Genomic DNA, 19,657 nt, shown 5'->3' with positions numbered 1-19,657 from the left:
GTCTAAAAGAGGGTATTCGGGTGCATCAGAAGGAGATACTGTCCCCGGGAAGCAGAGAATACAGTCCCGTAAATCCTTCTTCCTCCAGGATGGAAAGCACCTGATCCGTCTGCTTCTTAGGGGCATGAACCAGCACTGTGCGGCGGCTTGGAACAGCCCGCAGCATCCGGCGGATGTCAGGAAGGCCTTGATGCACCTTGTAGCGGATCAGTGAAACCTTACAGCCGCCGCTGCCTTGCTGCCCAAGCAGGTTGCGGCCAAAGCTGCCTTCAGGCAAATGGCCTGTAAAAATCACATGGCTGCCGGGAACATCAAGCTGCTGCCGGTAATACCACTGGGCTGTAGGAGACTGGAGCAGTGCGTCGTTCGTGAAGATTATCTTATTCTTCCGCTGCCTCAGTGCCTCCTTCCGTTCGGAAGGAACAGAGACTGCTTTCAAGTTCCTGCTGTTCAGGAGCCGGTCAATGCTGCCGGGAGCCTCATCTCTCAGCCAACCTGAACGGGTTCGCAGCGCTCTGAGCGGAGCCAGCAGAGCTTCCTCCACCACAAGCTGCGCTTGTGGAAACCGCTCAGCAGCCCAGATGAGCAGCTCCTGGCCCCGGCCTTGCAGCGGCATGGGCAGCAGCACACAGCCGCCGCCTTCTAAAGTATCCCGGACCGCAGTCTCCAGCTGCAGCAGTTTCACTTGCTGCTCTGCGGGATCCGCTCCGTAGGCGGCGTCGATGATGGCCAGATCGGCTTCTCCTTGCTCCCTGCCTGCCTCAGGCCCGGACAAGAACAGCGCCTGTGGCCGGTCCACAGCCAGCAGCTGCGACTCCTCGGTGTAATCACCGGAGAAGTAGACCGTCTTCCCCTCCCATTCCAGGGCAAGCCATACTGCACCAGCCAAATGTCCGGTTCGCCCCCACTGCACACGCAGGCCGGGTGCAACGTTCAGCCAGGTGCGGGGTCCGGCCTGCTCGTCCAGAAACATAAATTCCATCGCCTGCTTGTCTTCATCTCCATAAGGCAGCCCGGCTGACTCAGCGGCCGTATATCTGCTCCACGCCTCGAAATAGCCGGGCAGCTGCCTGAAGGTATCGCGTGTTGTCCATACTTTCCCTTTATAGCCATATTTATAAAGCAGCGGAAGGGCCATCGAATGGTCCTCATGGGCATGGGATAGAAAGACCGCTTGAAGCTGCGGAATAACCGCGGCATCCAGCAGCGGATACTCTCCTTTCCCTTCCTTCTTCACACCACAATCGAGCAAAATACAGGATTCCTTACCCTGTAAAAGGTAGGAGGAGCGCCCATGCTCCCCGGCGCCCCCCCATATGGTCAGCTTGGTCATAGTTGTCTCCGCTTTCTGTCTGGACTTAAGTATTGAATTACAAGCAGCAATGCAGTTGTAACGCCTACAGAGATTACGGCCATTGCCATGCCCATCGCCACTGCGCCCTGTTCAAACTGGGCAAAGATATAAGTCGCCGACGTCTGCATCGACGGCGGCAAAATCAGCAGCGAGGCCACCAATTCACGGCCGGAAATGGTGAAGGTCATCATCCAGCCAGCCGCCATTCCGGGAAGAATGAGCGGCAGCAGGATACGGCGGAACACGTAAGCCTTACTTCCGCCAAATACCTGCCCCGCCTGCATCAGGGAGGAATCAATCTGCCCGTAGCTGGCCTTGACATACTGCACGGTGTAGGGAAGGAACAGCACGACATAGGTCAGCACGACCATCCCGTAAGTGTTATAGAGCGGGACCGGCATCCAGCGGGCATTCCATAGGAGGATCAGCCCAACGACAAGGACAATGCCCGGAACTGTGTTCGGCAGCAGGCTGAACAGATCGGTCCATTTTTGCCGCCATGCTGTGCCCTTGCCAATAATCAGCGCGAGCCATGTGCCAAGAATTACTGCGATGCTCGAAGCAACAATCGCCAGGCTGAAGCTGTTGATCAGTGCCTGAAGGCCTGGTGAGCTTGGAGAGAGCAGCTCAGCATAATGGCTTAACGTCAGATTCCCCCACGACAGCCCCTCCCCGCGCAGCTTCAATAATGATGCGGTAATAATGGAGAAATACGGGACTCCGACGGAAGCGAGCAGCAGCAGCACAATATACCCCCAGCTGAAGAAGCCCAAGGCTCCCTTTGCGGCGTAATGCTTGCTGCGTATCCCTTTCCCGCCCACCAGGCGGTAAGAATAGCGGCTGCTGATGATCGTCTGGATATACCAGAGGATCAGGCAGACTCCGAGCAACAGGCTGGCCAGTGAAGTCGCTTTGCCGAAATCAATCGGCCAGCTGGAAATATACTTATGAATTTCCGAGGTCAGAACATAAAACCCGATTTTGCGCCCGAAGGTCGCAGGTGTCCCGAATTCAGCAATCGTCTTAACAAAGATCAACAGCACACCAAGCCCGTAGCTCGATAACAGCAAGGGTACAATAACTCTTCTAACCTTGTAAAAGAATGGAGCGCCATGAACCGAAGCCGCCTCCTCCAACCCGCCCCCGATCTGCAGCAGTGCATTGCGCAGCAGCAGATAGAGGAAAGGAAACAGATGCAGGCTCATAATCAGCACCATCCCCCCATAGCTGAAGAAATAAGGGGTCAGCGCTGCAGAAGACGGAAGAACCTGCTCCATATAGCCACCAGTTTGCATAAATAACATCCACCCCATGGAACCGATGTAAGGCGGTGTCATGAACGGAATCAGCAGGACAACATCCAGCCAGGCGTGGCGCCCGATGTCACTCTTGGCCATAATCCAGGCCAGCGGCAAGGCGAACACTGTAGTCAAGGCGACTACGCTTGCTCCAAGACCCAGAGAATTCAGCAGCACCTTCATTAGCCCGCTGTTTCCGGTAATGGTCCTGAGCGGCGCGGTGATATCCAGTTTTTGACCAGAATAAATGCTAGTCCAGAAGATCAGAAGCAGCGGCAGCAGCACCAGAATAACCAGTATACACAAAGCAAGGCTGCTGCTCACCCACTTAAATGAGCGTAAAGCGTTAATTTTCATTCCGCTTATTTGAACAGATCCGTGAATGTTGTAGACACTTCATCGCCATGTTCGTTCATCCAATCCCATTTCACGTCAAAGGTTTTGATCTCATCCAGATTGGCGCGGTTCTCCGCCTTCACATCGCTTCTTCCCGGCAGCAGGTACGCCTTGGCTACGAGTGCCTGGGCTTCATCGGAAAGCAGATAATCAATAAATGCTTTGGCGTTGTCCACATTTGCACTCGTCTTAATAATGGCCGCCGGACGCGGGCTGATCACTGTGCCTTCAGCCGGATACACGATATCCACCGGTTCTCCATCCGCTTTGGCTTTGTAGGCCATGTAATCAACTCCTGCGGCAACCACGGATTTGGCACCGGTAATTACCGGATCCAGCGCTTCCTGATTCGCGCCTGCCATCGCCACCCCATTTGCTTTATATTGCTTGAACAGATCCCAGCCGCTGTCTCCTTGAGCACTCAGGTAACCGGTCATGAAATCCAGTGCCGAGCCGGAGAGCGAAGGATCGGGGATGTTGACCAGGCCCTTCCATTCCGGCTGGCCCAGGTCAGACCAGGAAGCCGGCGGTGTGGTTACTTTCTTGGTGTTATAGACAATTCCCAGTGCGGACGCACTGTAGCTGAAGTAATTCCCTTCCGCATCCGACCAGTCACTGACAAGTTTGCCGGCATTCACCGCTTCTTGATAAGGAAGCAATAATCCGTCGTTTTTCATGCCCTGCATGGAAGGCAGGGAGGCAAGAACCACCACATCGACCACCGGGTTGGATTTCTCCGCCTCCATCCGAGCAAGAATCTTGCCTGTGGTGCCCTGGAACATTTCCACTTTGACTCCAGTCTTCGCTTCGAACCCTACTTTGATTTTATTCGCCAGTCCCTCAGGTCCAGCGCTGTATACCACAAGACTGCCGCTAAGCGTATTCTCTGCCGGTGGTGAGGCTTGTTCAGTAGCAGAAGGAGTATTATTGTTTTTGGTCTTGCTGTCGTTCGCTTTAGCGTTAGCCTCAGGTGTATTGGAGGAACCGCAGCCAGCCAGGCTGATGCTTAGTACGGCAGTCAAAAGAACGGAACCTAGTTTGCTTTTTTTAATGAAATTCAAGGGAAGACCTCCTAATAATAATTGTGATTAGTTCAGATGGTGAATGTGCTCCTGTGAGGCGTAGACCTGAATGCTCTCACCCACCGTTAAACGGTGTGAATGATAAGCCGTCCAGGTGCCCATTCCCTGCATCTCCAGAATGACCTCATAGCGGTCACCCATATAGCTGACATGCCGGATGATTCCGGTAAATGCCTGAGAGGTTCCCTCCCTGTCGATCCAGCGTAGTTGCTCCGGCCGAAGCATTTGCTTCCCGGGGACAATCCAGTTTGACCTGCCGATAAAGCGGGCCACAAAGGGCTCTGCCGGCTTCTTGTAAATTTCCTCGGGGGCACCAGTCTGCAGGATGCTTCCGCCATGCATGACAACCACCTCATCCGACATGGACATCGCTTCGGTCTGGTCATGTGTCACGTACAGTGCGGTGATGCCCATGTCCTTCACCAGTGAGAGCAGCTCCAGCCGCATCTCATCCCGGAGGACGGCATCCAGCGCACTGAGTGGTTCATCGAACAACACCAGCCTGGGCCGGGTCACCACCGCTCTGGCAAAAGCGACCCGCTGCTGCTGACCGCCGGACAGCTGATGGGGAAACCGCAGCTCCAGTCCTTCCAGTCTTACGCTGCGTAGCGCTTCCTGCACCCGGCTGCGCAGCTCCTTCTTCTGCCGCGATGCCCGCAGCCCAAACGCTACATTCTCAAAGACACTCAGATGCGGCCAAAGCGCAAAATCTTGAAAGACCATGCCGAAATTCCGGCGGTGAATCGGCTGGCTGATCTTCCGGCTGCTGGAGAAAATAAGTTCCCCGTCAGCCACAATTTCTCCGGCATCCGGTGTTTCCAGTCCTGCAAGCAGACGAAGCAGGGTGGTTTTACCGCAGCCCGAAGGCCCAAGCAACGTGGTAAAGCTTCCTGCCGCAATGGTCAGATCGGCAGGCTTCAGGGCATGCACGTCACCGAATTTCTTTTCCAGTCCGCTAATGATAAGCTGCTTCATTCTCATGTACCTGCCTGTTCTTAACTTATAAAAAGATAATGACTGCACTAAAGTAAGGTTGCTATGAACATGTCCTTAGTTTATAGGCAAACAATTCCCGCAATATTTGCCGGGTGTAACGCCGATATTAACTTTTTCACCGATTTATTTTAACATTCATAGAATTTTTCTATGTTATCGTTTAGCTAGCAGACGAGGGAGTGAATAGAAATGAACCTGAATTTGATTAAGCTGCAGATCGTAGAACTGCTCCATAAACACAGGAAAATCACGACAGTAGCCGAAGAACTGGGACTGAAGCAGCCTACAGTGACTTATCATTTGAAGAATTTGGAGCAGCAGCTCGGGGAGAAGCTTTTTGAGTCGAGAATGGATAAAATGATCCTGACGGAAAGCGGCAAGGCGTTTCTTCATTATGCCGTCAAAATCAATGCACTGGCCGCAGAGGCCGAGCGGGTAGTGAAGGAGTTCAATAATGCAGGCCGCGGCACGCTCAAAATCGGCGCAAGTTATGTGCCGGCCACGTATATTCTCCCCCAAATCCTGGGCCAGTTCGGAGAGCAGCATCCGGGAACAACGATTTCGTTATCGGTTAAGCCCTCCCCTGTAATTAAAGAGATGCTGGTGAATCATGAAATTGATCTGGGCATATTGTCCACCGAATCCTTTTATGTGCCCACTCTGCACAGCCAATCCTTATGCGAAGATGAGCTTGTACTGGTGTTCGCCCCCACGCATGAATTTGCAGCTCAGACCAGGCTTAGTCCGTCCGAGATCGCGTCTGCCCATTTTATTCTGCATGATATGGAATCGAGCACACGCCAATTGACCAACAAATGGTTTGAACGGTCCGGCGTAACGCCAAGAGCCCATATCCTGCTCGATTCACTGGAGGCGATCAAGCAATCGCTTATGGGCGGCAGACATGTGTCTTTTATTTCACGGCTTGCCGTGGAGGATGAGGTGGCGAGGGGAAAATTAATGATGCGTACTATTCCGGACTACAATTTTCAGCGGCATATCTTCTATTCCTACAATCGCGACCGCCACTACTCGCCGCTGATCGGGTTGTTCATCGATTTGATCCGCACGATCCGCATCTGAAGGCGAGACAAGCAGAAAGCGACTCGAACATCGTGATAGGAGATAGAGTTATTGAGGGCAGAGTGATTTGGGCAGAGTGATTCGGGCAGAGTGATTCGGGCAGAGTGATTCGGGCAGAGTGTTGGGGGCAGAGGTTGAGTGCGGAGGAAACGTTGCGGACCGAGGCGCCCTTATTCACATGAATCCGCCTCATTAAGCCACCTTGCGGACTGGAATGCAGCTATTTGCACAAATCACCTCTATAAACATGATGCTGAAGCATAATAACGGCCATACGGTCCGCGAACCCGCTGAAATGAACAGATACGCATAAATAAGAGCTATACAGTCCGCAGCCTACGTGGGGGATTTGGTTTGGGCGGATTGGCCTGTGCTGGATTGGCTTGGGCGGAGCTTATCCTGCTATGCCAATTGGTTTACGCTGGGGATTTGGCTTGCTCGCGGCTTGACCTGCTCAGAGGCTTGGTTTGGGCGGGATTGGCCTGCCCAGGGGTTGTTTACGCAGGGGATTTAACTTGCGCGCGGCTTGACCTGCTCAGGGGCTTGGCCTGCTCAGAAATCCCCCTGCACACAAGGGATTGCCCCCTCCCGCGTCACGACCTTCACCAGCTGTAAAATGCGTGCTTATCCGGGGACGCGGGCAATCAGGACCACCCGTCCAACGGGTGGTTTGCTCTAGGGGTATAACCCCTCGTTGCCAAACTGCGCCTAAAGACGCTAGCCTGACCACACATTTGTTCAGGCTCAGTGTAATTTGTCATCTTCACTTACCCGTTAAACGGGCTTATTTCTTTTTGTTCTTTTTGTCACTGAATGGGTCTTCGTATTCTTTTACACTCAATTTATCTATGGCTTGGTCATGTGCTTCTTGTTCACGGATTTATTTGGCTACCGTGGCTTCATTTAAACCCACGGTGCTCACGTAGTATCCTTCCGCCCAAAATTTTCGATTCCCATACTTATACTTTAGTCCAGCATGCTTCTCAAAGATCATGAGCGAACTTTTTCCCTTCAGATATCCCATGAACGTGGACACGGCGATCTTCGGCGGTATCGCGACCAACATGTGCACGTGATCTGGCATCATGTGTCCCTCTATGATCTCGACTCCTTTGTATTTACATAAACGCTTGAAGATTTCGATTAAATCTTTCCTTACTTGATTATATATTTCTTTCCGTCTATACTTCGGGGTGAACACGATATGGTATTTGCACATCCACTTCGTGTGAGCTAGACTATAGCTCTTGTTTGCCATCTTTGACCATTCCTTTCCATTGAGCCTGAACATCTCAATTCTATCGGAATGGTCTTGGTGGTCAAACCCTCGTTCCCTCCACCCGCATAGCGGGTGGTTTTTTGTTTCGCGCGTTTCACGCACTCAACTGGCTAAAGCCATAACAAAAAAACGGCATTTCTGCCGTTTTGGAATAGCTGTTCAAGGTTCAGCTTACTTACGAAGCTTTCTTGCCGTATGCATACACCTTATTCCCCCATACATATATCGTTCCGTCCTTGCCAATGATGATTGGAGACCGTGCGTCTGTGTTAATGGGCAAGCTCCAGTTGATCTTTTTAGTCTTCATATTGATGGAGCTAATGTAAGCGCCACCGTATAGACTATCATATCCGCTAAATACAATATTCTGGCTGCTGTCAAGGATGAGCCCAGGTACGGAATACGGATAAAAGCGGTAGACCTTGCCTTTGACAGTCGGCTGAAAACTCCAGAGCAGCTTGCCGGCAGGACTGTACACATGCTGTGCAAAAACAATATGCCCATCCTTGCTGATGGAAGCTGGAATCTGGTTGCCGATATGGCCCGCTTCTACGCTGATGGTCTTGGTGATCTTCCCGGCGGTATTGATTATATACAAGTTGTTGTCCCCGCCATAGGGTTCACCGCTCACATAGAAATTGTTGTTGTAATAGACAGGAGCATACGGATTAATGCCTTTATACTTTGTGCTGGACAACAATACTCCCTGCTTGCTGATCTTTAAAAATTGGGCATCCGTGAATTCGGCCATCATCGCTCTTGAACTATAAGGTCTCATGAATCCCTTGGATATCGACAAGTATACGTTGTCCTTCACAATTAGAGGAGCAGAGAAATTTACAGGGACCGTCTCCGTGTCCGAAACCATTGTGTTGTTGAACTTGGTTTCACCACTCGCATTCATGCCGATCAGCTTCACATTTTCCGTATATCTCTTCGATCCGCTTGCTTGAGTAAAGTACGATAGCGCAAGCGCCACATAGCCGTCATCGCCTACGGTGATATTGCCGAGTCTCATTACATATTCGTATGTATTTTCCCAAAGCAGCTCTCCGGCGATAGTGTATTTGGATACAATCGCCGTTCTGTCGTTCAGCCTAGAAGAATCCGTCAGCTCCCGGCCGTCGAGCGAGCTTGATACGATCAGAAACTTATCGTTGGACAGGTTGAGTGTATTCGCCTCTACGCCCTTTATTTCCTTGGACCAGAGGATCTCGCCGCTTGCCCGGAGTGACGTTAATTTCACTACCCGCACTCCTTCGGACAGAACATACAAAATACCTGCTGAATCAATAACCACCTGCTTAATTTCTCCTGTGAACGGAACCGCCCACTTCAACTCCGGCTTGGCTAACGGTGCAGCATAACTGGATTGCCGGGGCCCATTATCACTCGGATAGACAGAATTCGCAGCTGCTCCCACTCCAGGAACCAAGCTCCCCATTACAAGCACGAACAATATTGAACATAAAACAGCCTTCTTCAATCCCATTTCCCCCATAACACATTAGATCTCTATGCGAAAACTACTTCATCTGTCAAACTCTGGTTGCATAGGAAGTTGTAATAATAGGCTCAGTATACCAAATTGTAACAGGGTTGCCAGCCTTCCTGCAGAAATCCCCCCGGAGTACACCGCCACAGCCATGCGCTCCGAAAGCTGGTTAGAAAGTTCCCTGTCAGTGATCAGAGGCTGGATGCTACACTGGCTTCTATTCGAATATAGCTATAATCCCTTCCGCCACTGGCTTCCACAGGCGCGGGTACTCCTGATTAATCAGTCCCCTCACCTGCTCTGCCTGAATGCTGCTGAAATGATCCTGTTCGACCAAGATCGTGTACGCCCCCTTGGTCACGTCGCCGATCGCAATATGTCCGCTTGCATAACCCCCGATGGCGATCCGCGAGGCAATCGCACAGCCGCCGAGCGAGAACATTCCGATGGACAGCCCGCCGATGGCGAAGATCCCAACGGCAAGACCCCCAATAGCGATAATTCCTGCGGCCAGCCCGCCAATGGCCAGAAGCAAGCCGAGAGCCAGCCCGGCAATGCTGATCATTCCCCCTGCAAGTGCGCCGAAGCATAGGCCTCCAAGCGAGAGGATTCCGACTGACAAACCGCCAACGGCAATATTCCCAATAGCCAGAACTCCCTTGGCGACATGAATTCCGCGTCCTACATTAATATGCACCAGCGGAATCCCGAACAACGTTCGTTTGCTCTTGTATTCATAATGATACTTTGCAGTTACATCAGCGTGGAAATTCCCAGTAACGAGTGGCGGGACTGCTTCCTGATTGCCCGAAACTTCTTTGACCATATGGTCCATACTTACACCAAAGAACTCGCTTAAGGCAATCATCTTATCCATTTCCGGATTCGACTGACCCGATTCCCACTTAGATACGGCTTGCCGCGACACACCGATGACCTCCGCCAAATTTTCTTGGGACATCCCCCTTTGTTTTCTGTAGCCTTGCAATTCATCCGCAAAATCCATCATCATCACCTCAAGCTTATCGTATTAAACCGGCATGTTCCTGACTACCAAGCGACGTTAACAATCTGTCAACCACAGGTTGCATATGTTCGGAAACACGGTTTTTAAAGCATTTGACGGATTCCTTGAGCTACGACATCGGGTCGTTCGATATGAATATTATGTCCGCTGTCTTCCACAACGACCAGTTCGCCCTGGTCAGACAAATGGGACATTTCTTCAGCTACATCCAATAAACAGCTTGTTATTTTATCGGCTATCCCTACCTTCACTTTCTCTAAATGCTCCACTTTTCCACTTTTTAGTACAAGCAAGGGCATTCCTGGCGGAAGAGCTTTTTTTCGGACTGCATCATAGCCAAGCTGTAAATTTTTGAATTCCTGATATACTGCCAATCCTGTCGCTCTCTGCGGGGTCATTAGTCTCATCCGTCGCGCTATAGACTCAGGGAACTGCTTCAACAGAGCTTCAAACTCCTTCAGCTTGTTCCGCTGCAGTAGCCATTTCAGAATACCTGCTCTAGTCAACCAATATAGCATCCGAAACATCAATATTCCCGACTTTTGGCCCTTCACATGTTCTCTTGGGAACCGGTCTGTCAGCTCATCTTCGTGACTCGCATCAACAAGCACGATGCCAGCCAGATTTTCCGGATACCGCTCCGCATAAAGACGCGCATTTACACCACCATAGGAATGGCCCACATAGATAAAAGGCTGCCGAACGCCTGCTGCCTGAAGCAGCTCGTGCAAGTCTTCAACAGCTTCCTCATTGTTTCTAAGAACGGATCCCTTCTCACTCCAACCATACCCCGCCCGATCGTAAACAACAGTCTGTGCAAATGGCGCTACTTTCTCCTCAACTAGTGACCATGTATCCGAATAAGATCCGTAGCCGCAGCCATGATCGAAAACAACGGTCTTACCTCCTGGTAACCCACTTATTCTGATATGCATCTGTTTGCCTTTAACCCTAATTAACTTTCCTGGTGGTGGGATCAACTTCGTCTTCAACATCAGCACTCCTTTGCTGAACCGATGATAACATGGATGCATTTGGATTTCCGTGACAAAAAAATAGTCTTGTACCTTATCACCAAAAACCGCCAAACACTTAAACGTGCTTGGCGGTATAACAGTGCGTACAGCTCTGCTGTCTGTTTGGAATTCACTCTACTGCGCTTGCGCTGCAAAATAATCAGCTGCCGCAGACAGATAATAAGCAAGCCCGGTCTGCTGGCCTTCAAGCATCTGCAAATGAAAGTCATCCCCGAGGAAGAATCGGTTCTGCAGTGCAAAATCCTGTGCTGAAACCAGATGCCCCTGACCCTTCAAAAACCCGAGATGGCTTTCGATTAACTGTGTGATGGCCGCATCACTGTGCTTCACTCCTGAACGCAGAGCTTCCGCCATCGCCTTCATAAAAGCTGCTGCCTCCGCCGCCATCTCATTCATCCTCTGAAGATCAACGGGAGCCGTACCGAGCAATTCAAAATCATATGTTTCTTTCAAATGCTCATGCTGTGGCTTCATGGCCTCCGCCCACTCTTCCTCACTCTCAAAACCTGTAAACAGCTCTTTATCCTCCATTTGTTCTCCCTTCTTTCTGCTCATAATAGATTTCTTTAATGTTTCAAGCATACTTTCCAGCCTTTGCTTGCGGAGAAGCAGCAGCTTCTCCTGCTCCACAAGAATCGTTAGTCTATCCGGCTCATCTTCCAGCAGCTGCTTGATTTGCTCCAGGGTAAGATCTAATTCCCTGTATAAAAGAATCTGCTGCAGCCGTTCCAGCTCCTCCGTCCCATACAAACGGTACCCCGCTTCACTGATCTCACACGGCATCAGCAAGCCGGTTTTGTGATAGTGATGCAGAGTTTTGACGGTTACCTTGGATAGTGCGGCTGTCTCCTTTACGCCATAAAGCAACTGAACCCGCTCCTTTCAAAACATAGTTTAGGGCCTCCTCTAAGGGGAGAGTCAATACCACCCGTCCAAATTAATTAAAGGTCTCCGAATATTAATTTTTTTTGTTTTTTTGAGGCTCCAGCGTATATAATATAGTGCATATGGTAGAGAAAGGATGTTGATGGTTTCATGAAATTTACAGAATACCCTTATGAACGCCCCGACGCAAACAAGTTTAAGCTGGAGTTCACGGCGCTGCTAAAAGGTCTCGAAGCGGATAACTGGGAGGAACAAAAGGCAGCAATCCTTGCGCTGAACAAACTCCGCAGTTCTTTTGAAACCATGACAAGCCTCGTCTACATCCGGCATTCCATCAACACTGAGGATGAATTCTACAAGGCAGAACAGGATTACGTAGATGAGATCAGCCCCATTGTCCAGGAATACATAACTGAATACTACAAAGCGCTCGTAAACTCCAAATTCAGAGCTGAAATTGAAAAGGAATGGAGCCCGCAGCTGCTCCAGCTGGCTGAAATTTCGCTCCGGATCTTCAGCCCGGAAATTATTGAGGATCTGCAGCTGGAGAACAAGCTCTCCACCGAATACTCTCAGGTGATCGCTTCCGCCAAGATCCAGTTCGATGGGGAAGAACGCACCTTGTCCCAATTGACACCATTTGAAACGGCAACAGACCGCGATACGCGCAAACGTGCTTATCTGGCCAAAAATGAATTTATGGCCGCACATGAAGCCGAATTCGACCGTATTTACGACGAACTCGTTAAGGTTCGTGCCCGCATAGCCAAGAAGCTGGGTTACGCCAGCTTTGTAGAACTCGGTTATGACCGGATGATGCGTACCGACTATAACGCCGGGATGGTGGCCAATTTCCGTAAGCAGGTGCTGGAGCATATCGTTCCCGTCTCCCTGAAGCTGAAGCAGCGCCAAGCCGAGCGTCTGGGTCTGGATGCCCTGAAGTATTACGATGAAGGCTTTAACTTCAATACAGGTAATGCTGAACCCAAAGGCGATCCCGAGTGGATTGTGGCAAATGGTGCAAAGATGTATAAAGAGCTCTCTCCGGAAACGGATGAATTTTTCACTTTTATGAAGAACAACGAGCTTATGGATCTGACAAGCAAAAAAGGGAAACAATTCGGCGGATACTGTACCTATCTGAGCCAGTATCAGGCCCCGTTCATTTTCTCCAATTTCAACGGAACAGCAGGAGATATTGATGTGCTGACCCATGAAGTGGGCCATGCCTTCCAGGTCTATTCAAGCCGTAATATGCTGTTACCTGAATATGAGTTCCCGACTTCGGAAGCGGCGGAAATTCACTCGATGAGCATGGAGTTTTTTGCCTGGCCGTGGATGGACCTGTTCTTCGAGCAGGATGCCGACAAATACCGCTTCAACCATCTGGCATCCGGATTGGAGTTCATTCCTTACGGTGTTTCTGTAGATGAATTCCAGCATTTTGTCTATGAGAATCCAGAGGCCACACCGCTTGAGCGCAAGCAGGCTTGGCGGGAAATTGAGAAGAAATATTTGCCGCACCGCGATTATGACGGCAACACTTATCTGGAACAAGGCGGGTTCTGGCATAAGCAAGGACATATCTTCCGCTCACCGTTCTATTATATCGACTATACGCTGGCCCAGCTCTGCGCTTTCCAGTTCTGGAAACGTTCAAATGAAGATTTCAAATCTGCCTGGAGCGATTATTTGCGCCTCTGTGAGGCCGGGGGAAGCCAATCTTTTGTCCAGCTGGTCCAGCTTGCCGGTCTGATCTCACCATTCAAGGATGGTTGTGTCAGCTCCGTCATCGGAGAGATTGAAGGCTGGTTAAATTCCATTGACGATAAAGCACTGTAACCGATAAGCTGCAACACAAAAAGCAATTCCTGCCGGGTAGGAGGAGTTGCTTTTTTGTCATGCTTATCCAATGAGAAAGTAAGGCCTGTTACTTCCCGGCATAAAACAACAAATAATTATCGAGATTTGACTTCCAGTACTCTGCTTCATGCGCCCCTTGGCCTAAGTGATATTGTACGGAGACTTTTTTGCTCTCCAGAAGCTTGGTTAACTGTTCGGCTCCATCATAGAACTTATAGTGGTCCTGATCTCCACAATCCAGATACACCTCCAGCTCCGACAGATCGAGATCCTCTGCAAAAATAAGCGGATCGCGGGTTTGCCGGTCTTCATCAGTTGGATAGAGGAACCGTTTCACACCATTTTCGCCGCCTGCCTGGGACCAATCGTCCTGGAACAAAGCCGGGCTGTGGCCGCCCACCTTGCTGAACAGATCGGTATGAAGAAAGGTAGTATGCAAGCTTATAAATCCGCCCATGGACACCCCTCCGATAAAGCGCCCATCCCGGCTTGTTATGGTGCTGAAATGCTGATCTACATATCCTACAACATCCTTATACAGGTAATCTTCATACATGCCGCTGTACGTAGTCATCGGATCTCCCGGATAGTCAACTGCATAGTTCAGTGATGTATTAAGTCCATAGCTATTGTCCATCTGCGGAAAGACCATGATCAACGGCTCAATCTTCCCGGCTTCGATTAAGCGGTCTGCGTTCTGATCTACTTCAAGGCCGGATAACAGATCTGTCTCATTGCCTCCATAGCCATGGATGAGATACAGCACAGGATAACGCTGCTCCGGGCTGTAGCCTTTCGGGAGATACACGTTCAGCTTCATCACTTGGTCAAGCGATTCACTCTGAAAAGAAACCTTTTGAATTTCCGAGCTTTGCAGCGGACTTGTCCCCTCCTTCTCCTTTGAAGCGGGTGAAGATGCCTGAGCAGTTATGGGATTATTGTCCGATGAACATCCCCCGATAAACATCATTAACAGTAACAAGAAGGTTATGCCGATACTTTGTCCGGAACACTTCATACCATCCTCCGTTTCAACTGGTTTCTATTTCAAGTAGAACCAATTCATATTTAATCAACTCTATCATAAAATCATATAGCTACAATGTGATATACAGCGCTTTCAATCTGCTGCCCGGAAAAGGGGATTCAGTTTCTCTCCAACTTGACGGACTGCCATAAAATAGTAAGAATAGAATGACTGCGGAGTTTCGCTTCCCCCTGCTTCAATATTCCGTAAATTTAACTCGTGAGGTGAAAGCCATGATGGTCGGGCCGGATAAAAACAAGCTTTACCCCAATGAGAATATTAAAACTGTATGTTATATCCGCAATCTTCCAGCCAGGGCAAATGTGGAAATCGGTGACTATACCTACTACAGTGACAATAGCGACAACCCGGAGCATTTCTACGAACACATTCTGCACCATTATGAATTTTTGGGCGACAAACTGATCATTGGCAAATTCTGCGCCATTGCAGAAGGTGTTACGTTCATTATGAACGGTGCCAATCACCGCATGGATGGACTGACAAGCTATCCCTTTAATATTTTTGGTGGCGGCTGGGAAAAGGTGACACCTACGCTGGACCAGCTGCCTTTTAAAGGAAATACCGTAATTGGCAATGATGTCTGGATTGGCCAGCAGGTTACAATTATGCCGGGGATCACGATTGGGGACGGTGCCATTATCGCTTCAAATTCAACCGTAACAAAAAATGTAGAGCCTTATTCCATTGTCGGCGGTAATCCCGCCCGTTTAATTCGAAAACGCTTCAGTGATAAGCTGATCGGGCTACTGTCCAAAGTGCAGTGGTGGAACTGGGATGAGCACAAGCTGTTTCAACATCTAGAACTGCTGGTATCAGGCTGTGACGAAGAAGAACTTCAAAGGCTGCTACAGGAAGATTAATTGGGAAAAGGGGGATCAGAATGCACAAGGAGTCGGTTTCGCTGGATTCTTATGAAGAAATGGCAGAATACTATCTCAACTATGTGGACAAAAAACCTTATAATGCTTACTATGAACGGCCAGCTACCTTATCCCTGCTGCCGGATGTGGAGGGCAAAAGCGTAGTGGATGCAGGATGCGCGGCTGGCTGGTATAGTGATTGGCTGCTTGGCAAAGGTGCTTCCGTTACCGCGCTCGATTTCAGCCCCAAAATGATCGAATGACCCGGAGAAGAGTTGGCAACCGGGCCAAACTTGTCTGTGCGGACCTGAATGAGCCCCTTGATTTTATCGGGGATGACTCCACTGACCTGGTGATTTCCTCGTTGGCACTGCATTATCTGAAAGACTGGACACTCGTTATGCGTGAATTCCACAGAATCCTGAAACCGGGCGGGTTCCTCGTTTTTTCTGTTCATCATCCGTTTATGGATTATACCGTATTTCAACGGGAGAATTACTTCCTGACTGAATTACTGGAAGATGATTGGGATGTCAATCACGTCAAAGTGAAGGTTCAGTTCTACAGACGGCCTCTAAATGCGATTATGTCCGCTGTACTTCACGCTGGCTTTATACTCGAAGAGCTGCTGGAGCCTATGCCGACGGAAGAATTCAAACAAGCGCTGCCTCAGTCATATGAGAAGCTGCTGCGCAAACCGCAATTTTTATTTATCCGGGCAAGAAAAGCCTCCGAATACTGATGCCATTATTGTCTGTGAAAGGCTTGGGGATTAACCACCTGTGGTTGTCCCCCCTCAACTCCACTTCTACACTTTCCGTTTTGCGATTGCCCGGTAGTTGTCGGTCACGGCGACAGGTATACTTCCTTTGAGATAAAAGCGGTCTCCCACTTTCCACGTGTGGCTGCCCTTGTTTTCTCTGCGCATATAGACATAGTTATACGGGGATGTGGCATAGGTACGATACCCTTTGGCGCTGCATCTGCGTAAAAAAGCAACATCTTCCCCCAGCGAACGATCCGAAAAACGCACCTGCCTCGTCACTTGTCTGCTGAACAGCAGCGTTCCCCCCTGCACAAAATCCGCAGCTTTATTCTTTTCTCTGGGCGATCTGATAATGAGCCGTTTGGTGCCTGACAGATACACAAGACAAGCATGTTTTCCGACGATATCACTTTTGGTACGCTTGAGCGCATTCATCTGCTCCTTCAAATAGTACGGGGAGTAGTAATCATCATCATCAAACTTGGCGATATACGGGAAACGGGCTTTGGCAATCCCACAGTTTAGACATTGTCCGAGCGAAGTTTTTTCGGGTACCTTATACACCGAGATATTGGGATAGGCGCGTATTTTACTTTGATACTGCTTCAGATTCATGCTGTTTCTGTTAAGTATAATGATTAATTCTTTCGTTTTGTATTGCTGGCTTCTAAAGCTGCCTAACAGATTATCAAAAAATTGCGGGCGGTTGGTGCACACGATGATTGAAACGCCGTATGGATCGGCTGCTTTTCCCAAGGCCGTTCTCCCCTCTCCTGTCGTCCATTCAACATATGAGCAGGAACAAACAGCGGTTCGGGCTTATGGTTTGTGATTTTATTCGCTACACTAAAATGATTATAATGATATACCAATATATGTAATATGAATTCATTGATTCACAACATATATTAAACAAATGGATGGGAGACTCTGAATAATGTTACCTATGGCAGAGTTAGAAGATAAACGGCCTTATCCGATCAATCTGTTGATTGTTCTGCTCACAGCCGCTTACCTTGCTTATGCGTTTCTTACTTCCAATAATTACGGTAATCTCACCGTCTCGCTGGAACATGATTTCTCCAATATCCTCTATCAAAATAAAGATACGACAACGCTCTATTTATATTATTATGACGATGGGCTGGAAAAGCCGGTGATCGTGTATTCCCTATTGATTATCGTGACATCGCTCCTATTGCTAGTCAGTTTCCTGACCCGCAGAACGCTCAGTACCTTTCTGCTCTTATGCTTTTATGTATTCAGCTTCTTCCTGATGGCCTATCCTTATTACCATCTAAGAATGACTGGAGATTACATGTTCTTAACGAGCCTGCACTTTTTATTCCTGACCAGCTACGTGAATGAATACAGCTTGTATTACTTCATACCTTACTATGCAGTCTTAATTGGACTGACCTTATATTTTATAGTCAGCCAATTGCCTCTGCGGCAACTACGCTCTTCCCGGTCCCGCTAAAGGCTCTGAAGTATGTACTGTAAAATACAAAAGCAACCCCGCCTGGTGGCAGGGTTGCTTTTGTATGGTTTCTTGCTTTTCACATTTTAGTCCAATCCATGCTCTTTACGGATATTGTACATGCCTGTAATCAGCAGCTCGGACGGATCACGGTTCAGCTGCAAATGGGTTAGCAAGAAATGAAGCGGAATCGCGCATACGTTAGGGCCATCAGTAATGGCCGGGAATCCGGCTTCCAGGACCGGGCCATGCTCCGGGTTCAAGGCAAGCCCCGCGTGAATTTGCTCAGGAGCAAATTCTTCACGAATAGCTTCGATGCATTGCGGAACCAACACGTTGTCGATGACTGCTTTTGCTTCTTCCTCGTTTGCAGGCGGTTTGGGAAGATCCTTGCCTCCTGGAGTCTTCATCAGCTCGTGGAAGAAAGAAGCCATCCAGATTGCAGGATCATTACCCGACTGAAATCTTGCGATCAGCTCGCGAAGGAAAAACCCGCAGAAATAGTCATTGTTCGACGCATCCTTAACACGGTACACAAACACCGCACCGTAAGCCTCCAGCTGCGACACTTGTCCTTCCACTTCATTAAAGCTCATTTTCAAAGCTACGAGGCCGTTATGATGAACAGCGTTCAGAAGCTCGGACCAATTCTCGGCAGACATATTCTCTTGATTGCCTTCTACTTCCTCGTTTGTTGGTTCATTCGTTGTCTCATTATTCATTGTCCAATTCACCCCACTTCCTATCATACCATTCAGCAGCTTGGGAGACTATCTGTACCGATTAAGAGCACGCGTGTTTTGAAAATTGTCACTTATAAGCGCCCCCGTCCTCCTGCTGCTAAAGGTCCTGTTTATTCTGTTATTTTCTTCAGTTTCGAAGGGTTGTTGATCTTATACTTTACAGGATGCTGGGTGAGCTTCTTGGCAACCACCTTTGCTTCAAAAGAAACTTTATCCCCGACCGCAAGTTCAAGTTTCTTCAATGTGGCGCTGTGGCTGGACCAAACTTCCCCGAGCTCCAGCTCGTGGCCTTCTATAGCTACCTCATCGTAGATGATGACTTCATCATCATTATCTGAAAAGTGGTTGGGCACGGTGGTAAACTCTTTGACTGTAGCGGACATTTGCAGTTTCTCTTCAGGCAGTTCAAGCGCTGCTTTCTTTTTCGCTTTCTCCTGTTTCTTCAAGGGTTCTTGCGGTTGTTCCTCTGTCTTCACACCGGCAGCCGGCGGAAGTGGTGTTGGTTCGATTACTGCTGGTTCAATTACGGTTTCTTCACTTACCGCTTCATTGCCAGCTTCATCCGCTCCCTCTGTCACCTCAACTTCAGCAGCTGCTGCTGATTTTTGTCCAAAACCGGAGGTCTGCATCTCCTTTAAATAAGCAGGGTGAATGCAGTGCTGCTGCTTATTCTCAAACTGTATCACTACAGTCATACTATCGACGTACCCCACAATTTCACAAGGCAGCGTGATACCGTTTCTCTTGTACTGATAGGTCTTCACCCGTGTTGCTGTACTCGACAAGAGATTCCATTCCTTGCATTTGTTTATCAATTCATCTTCACTGTCAAATTCCTGCAGCTCTATAGGTCCAATTGCGAACGAATAGGTCATCTAAATTCTCACCTCTCCAATCATTGTAACTTATTATCCCACATTTCCAGGGTCAGCTCAAAACGGATGGCTCGGCGATAGCCGATT

The 19,657-nt window shown here is 49.2% G+C and carries 16 protein-coding genes and 2 pseudogenes; 5 read left to right on the top strand and 13 right to left on the bottom strand.

Features of this window, described 5'->3' with window-relative positions; genetic code table 11:
• Positions 1-25: 25 nt before the first annotated feature.
• The 4 genes from MHI45_RS30325 to MHI45_RS30310 are packed head-to-tail and all read right to left on the bottom strand — an operon-like array spanning position 26 to position 5,105.
• Entirely contained in the window at positions 26-1,333 is a 1,308-nt protein-coding gene (locus MHI45_RS30325; RefSeq protein WP_076113124.1) for an MBL fold metallo-hydrolase, read from the bottom strand.
• The gene (locus MHI45_RS30320; RefSeq protein ID WP_341118518.1) at positions 1,330-3,009 is read right to left on the bottom strand and encodes an ABC transporter permease; all 1,680 of its coding nucleotides are present in this window, start codon (positions 3,007-3,009) and stop codon (positions 1,330-1,332) included. The genes MHI45_RS30325 and MHI45_RS30320 overlap by 4 nt, the downstream gene beginning before the upstream one ends.
• Before the next feature lie 5 nt (positions 3,010-3,014).
• Positions 3,015-4,109 carry an ABC transporter substrate-binding protein gene (locus tag MHI45_RS30315; RefSeq protein WP_341118516.1) on the bottom strand — a complete coding sequence of 365 codons (1,095 nt, stop codon included), beginning with the start codon at positions 4,107-4,109 and terminating at the stop codon, positions 3,015-3,017.
• 27 nt (positions 4,110-4,136) lie between these two features.
• Entirely contained in the window at positions 4,137-5,105 is a 969-nt protein-coding gene (locus MHI45_RS30310; RefSeq protein WP_038589253.1) for an ABC transporter ATP-binding protein, read from the bottom strand.
• A 210-nt stretch (positions 5,106-5,315) separates the two neighbouring features.
• On the opposite strand from MHI45_RS30310, the gene MHI45_RS30305 reads away from it, so the two are divergent.
• Positions 5,316-6,209 carry a LysR family transcriptional regulator gene (locus MHI45_RS30305; protein ID WP_076113121.1) on the top strand — a complete coding sequence of 298 codons (894 nt, stop codon included), beginning with the start codon at positions 5,316-5,318 and terminating at the stop codon, positions 6,207-6,209.
• 784 nt (positions 6,210-6,993) lie between these two features.
• Here the strand turns inward: MHI45_RS30305 and tnpA are convergent.
• The 5 genes and pseudogenes from tnpA to MHI45_RS30280 form a co-directional block, all read right to left on the bottom strand.
• Positions 6,994-7,467: pseudogene (gene tnpA, locus MHI45_RS30300) on the bottom strand (IS200/IS605 family transposase).
• Between the two features lie 196 nt (positions 7,468-7,663).
• A complete protein-coding gene (locus MHI45_RS30295; protein WP_144024434.1) occupies positions 7,664-8,974 on the bottom strand; it encodes a hypothetical protein in 1,311 nt (436 codons plus the stop codon).
• 226 nt (positions 8,975-9,200) lie between these two features.
• On the bottom strand, positions 9,201-9,989 hold the full coding sequence (locus MHI45_RS30290; RefSeq protein ID WP_076113119.1) for a helix-turn-helix domain-containing protein: 789 nt from the start codon (positions 9,987-9,989) through the stop codon (positions 9,201-9,203).
• Positions 9,990-10,093: 104 nt separating this feature from the next.
• Positions 10,094-11,005 (bottom strand): alpha/beta fold hydrolase, encoded by a 912-nt coding sequence (locus MHI45_RS30285; RefSeq protein ID WP_076113118.1) that lies wholly within the window; start codon positions 11,003-11,005, stop codon positions 10,094-10,096.
• A 156-nt stretch (positions 11,006-11,161) separates the two neighbouring features.
• Positions 11,162-11,914: a MerR family transcriptional regulator gene (locus MHI45_RS30280; RefSeq protein WP_076113117.1), complete on the bottom strand. Its 753-nt coding sequence runs from the start codon at positions 11,912-11,914 to the stop codon at positions 11,162-11,164.
• Between the two features lie 168 nt (positions 11,915-12,082).
• On the opposite strand from MHI45_RS30280, the gene MHI45_RS30275 reads away from it, so the two are divergent.
• Entirely contained in the window at positions 12,083-13,774 is a 1,692-nt protein-coding gene (locus MHI45_RS30275; protein ID WP_076113116.1) for a M3 family oligoendopeptidase, read from the top strand.
• A gap of 88 nt (positions 13,775-13,862) precedes the next feature.
• Here the strand turns inward: MHI45_RS30275 and MHI45_RS30270 are convergent, their stop codons facing one another.
• Positions 13,863-14,813: an alpha/beta hydrolase gene (locus MHI45_RS30270; protein WP_256718220.1), complete on the bottom strand. Its 951-nt coding sequence runs from the start codon at positions 14,811-14,813 to the stop codon at positions 13,863-13,865.
• 242 nt (positions 14,814-15,055) lie between these two features.
• Here MHI45_RS30270 and MHI45_RS30265 point away from each other — a divergent pair, with 242 nt between their 5' ends.
• Together MHI45_RS30265 and MHI45_RS30260 are read left to right on the top strand one after the other, a co-directional pair.
• The gene (locus tag MHI45_RS30265) at positions 15,056-15,706 is read left to right on the top strand and encodes a Vat family streptogramin A O-acetyltransferase (protein ID WP_218642542.1); all 651 of its coding nucleotides are present in this window, start codon (positions 15,056-15,058) and stop codon (positions 15,704-15,706) included.
• A 20-nt stretch (positions 15,707-15,726) separates the two neighbouring features.
• Positions 15,727-16,448, top strand: a pseudogene (locus MHI45_RS30260) (class I SAM-dependent methyltransferase).
• 66 nt (positions 16,449-16,514) lie between these two features.
• On the opposite strand, the gene MHI45_RS30255 reads toward MHI45_RS30260, so the two are convergent.
• The gene (locus MHI45_RS30255; protein ID WP_076113114.1) at positions 16,515-17,228 is read right to left on the bottom strand and encodes a glycosyltransferase family 2 protein; all 714 of its coding nucleotides are present in this window, start codon (positions 17,226-17,228) and stop codon (positions 16,515-16,517) included.
• 181 nt (positions 17,229-17,409) lie between these two features.
• On the opposite strand from MHI45_RS30255, the gene MHI45_RS30250 reads away from it, so the two are divergent.
• The gene (locus tag MHI45_RS30250; RefSeq protein WP_076113113.1) at positions 17,410-17,952 is read left to right on the top strand and encodes a hypothetical protein; all 543 of its coding nucleotides are present in this window, start codon (positions 17,410-17,412) and stop codon (positions 17,950-17,952) included.
• Positions 17,953-18,038: 86 nt separating this feature from the next.
• Here MHI45_RS30250 and MHI45_RS30245 read toward each other — a convergent pair whose 3' ends face one another.
• Positions 18,039-18,674 (bottom strand): hypothetical protein, encoded by a 636-nt coding sequence (locus tag MHI45_RS30245; RefSeq protein ID WP_038589222.1) that lies wholly within the window; start codon positions 18,672-18,674, stop codon positions 18,039-18,041.
• Between the two features lie 131 nt (positions 18,675-18,805).
• Positions 18,806-19,570 carry a hypothetical protein gene (locus MHI45_RS30240; RefSeq protein WP_341118513.1) on the bottom strand — a complete coding sequence of 255 codons (765 nt, stop codon included), beginning with the start codon at positions 19,568-19,570 and terminating at the stop codon, positions 18,806-18,808.
• Positions 19,571-19,657: the final 87 nt, after the last annotated feature.

Origin of the sequence: Paenibacillus sp. FSL H3-0321, from assembly GCF_038002865.1 — a bacterium.
Lineage (GTDB): Bacteria > Bacillota > Bacilli > Paenibacillales > Paenibacillaceae > Paenibacillus_AQ.
The sequence above is the reverse complement of the archived record's forward strand: the minus strand, read 5'-3'. Positions and strand labels throughout refer to the sequence as shown.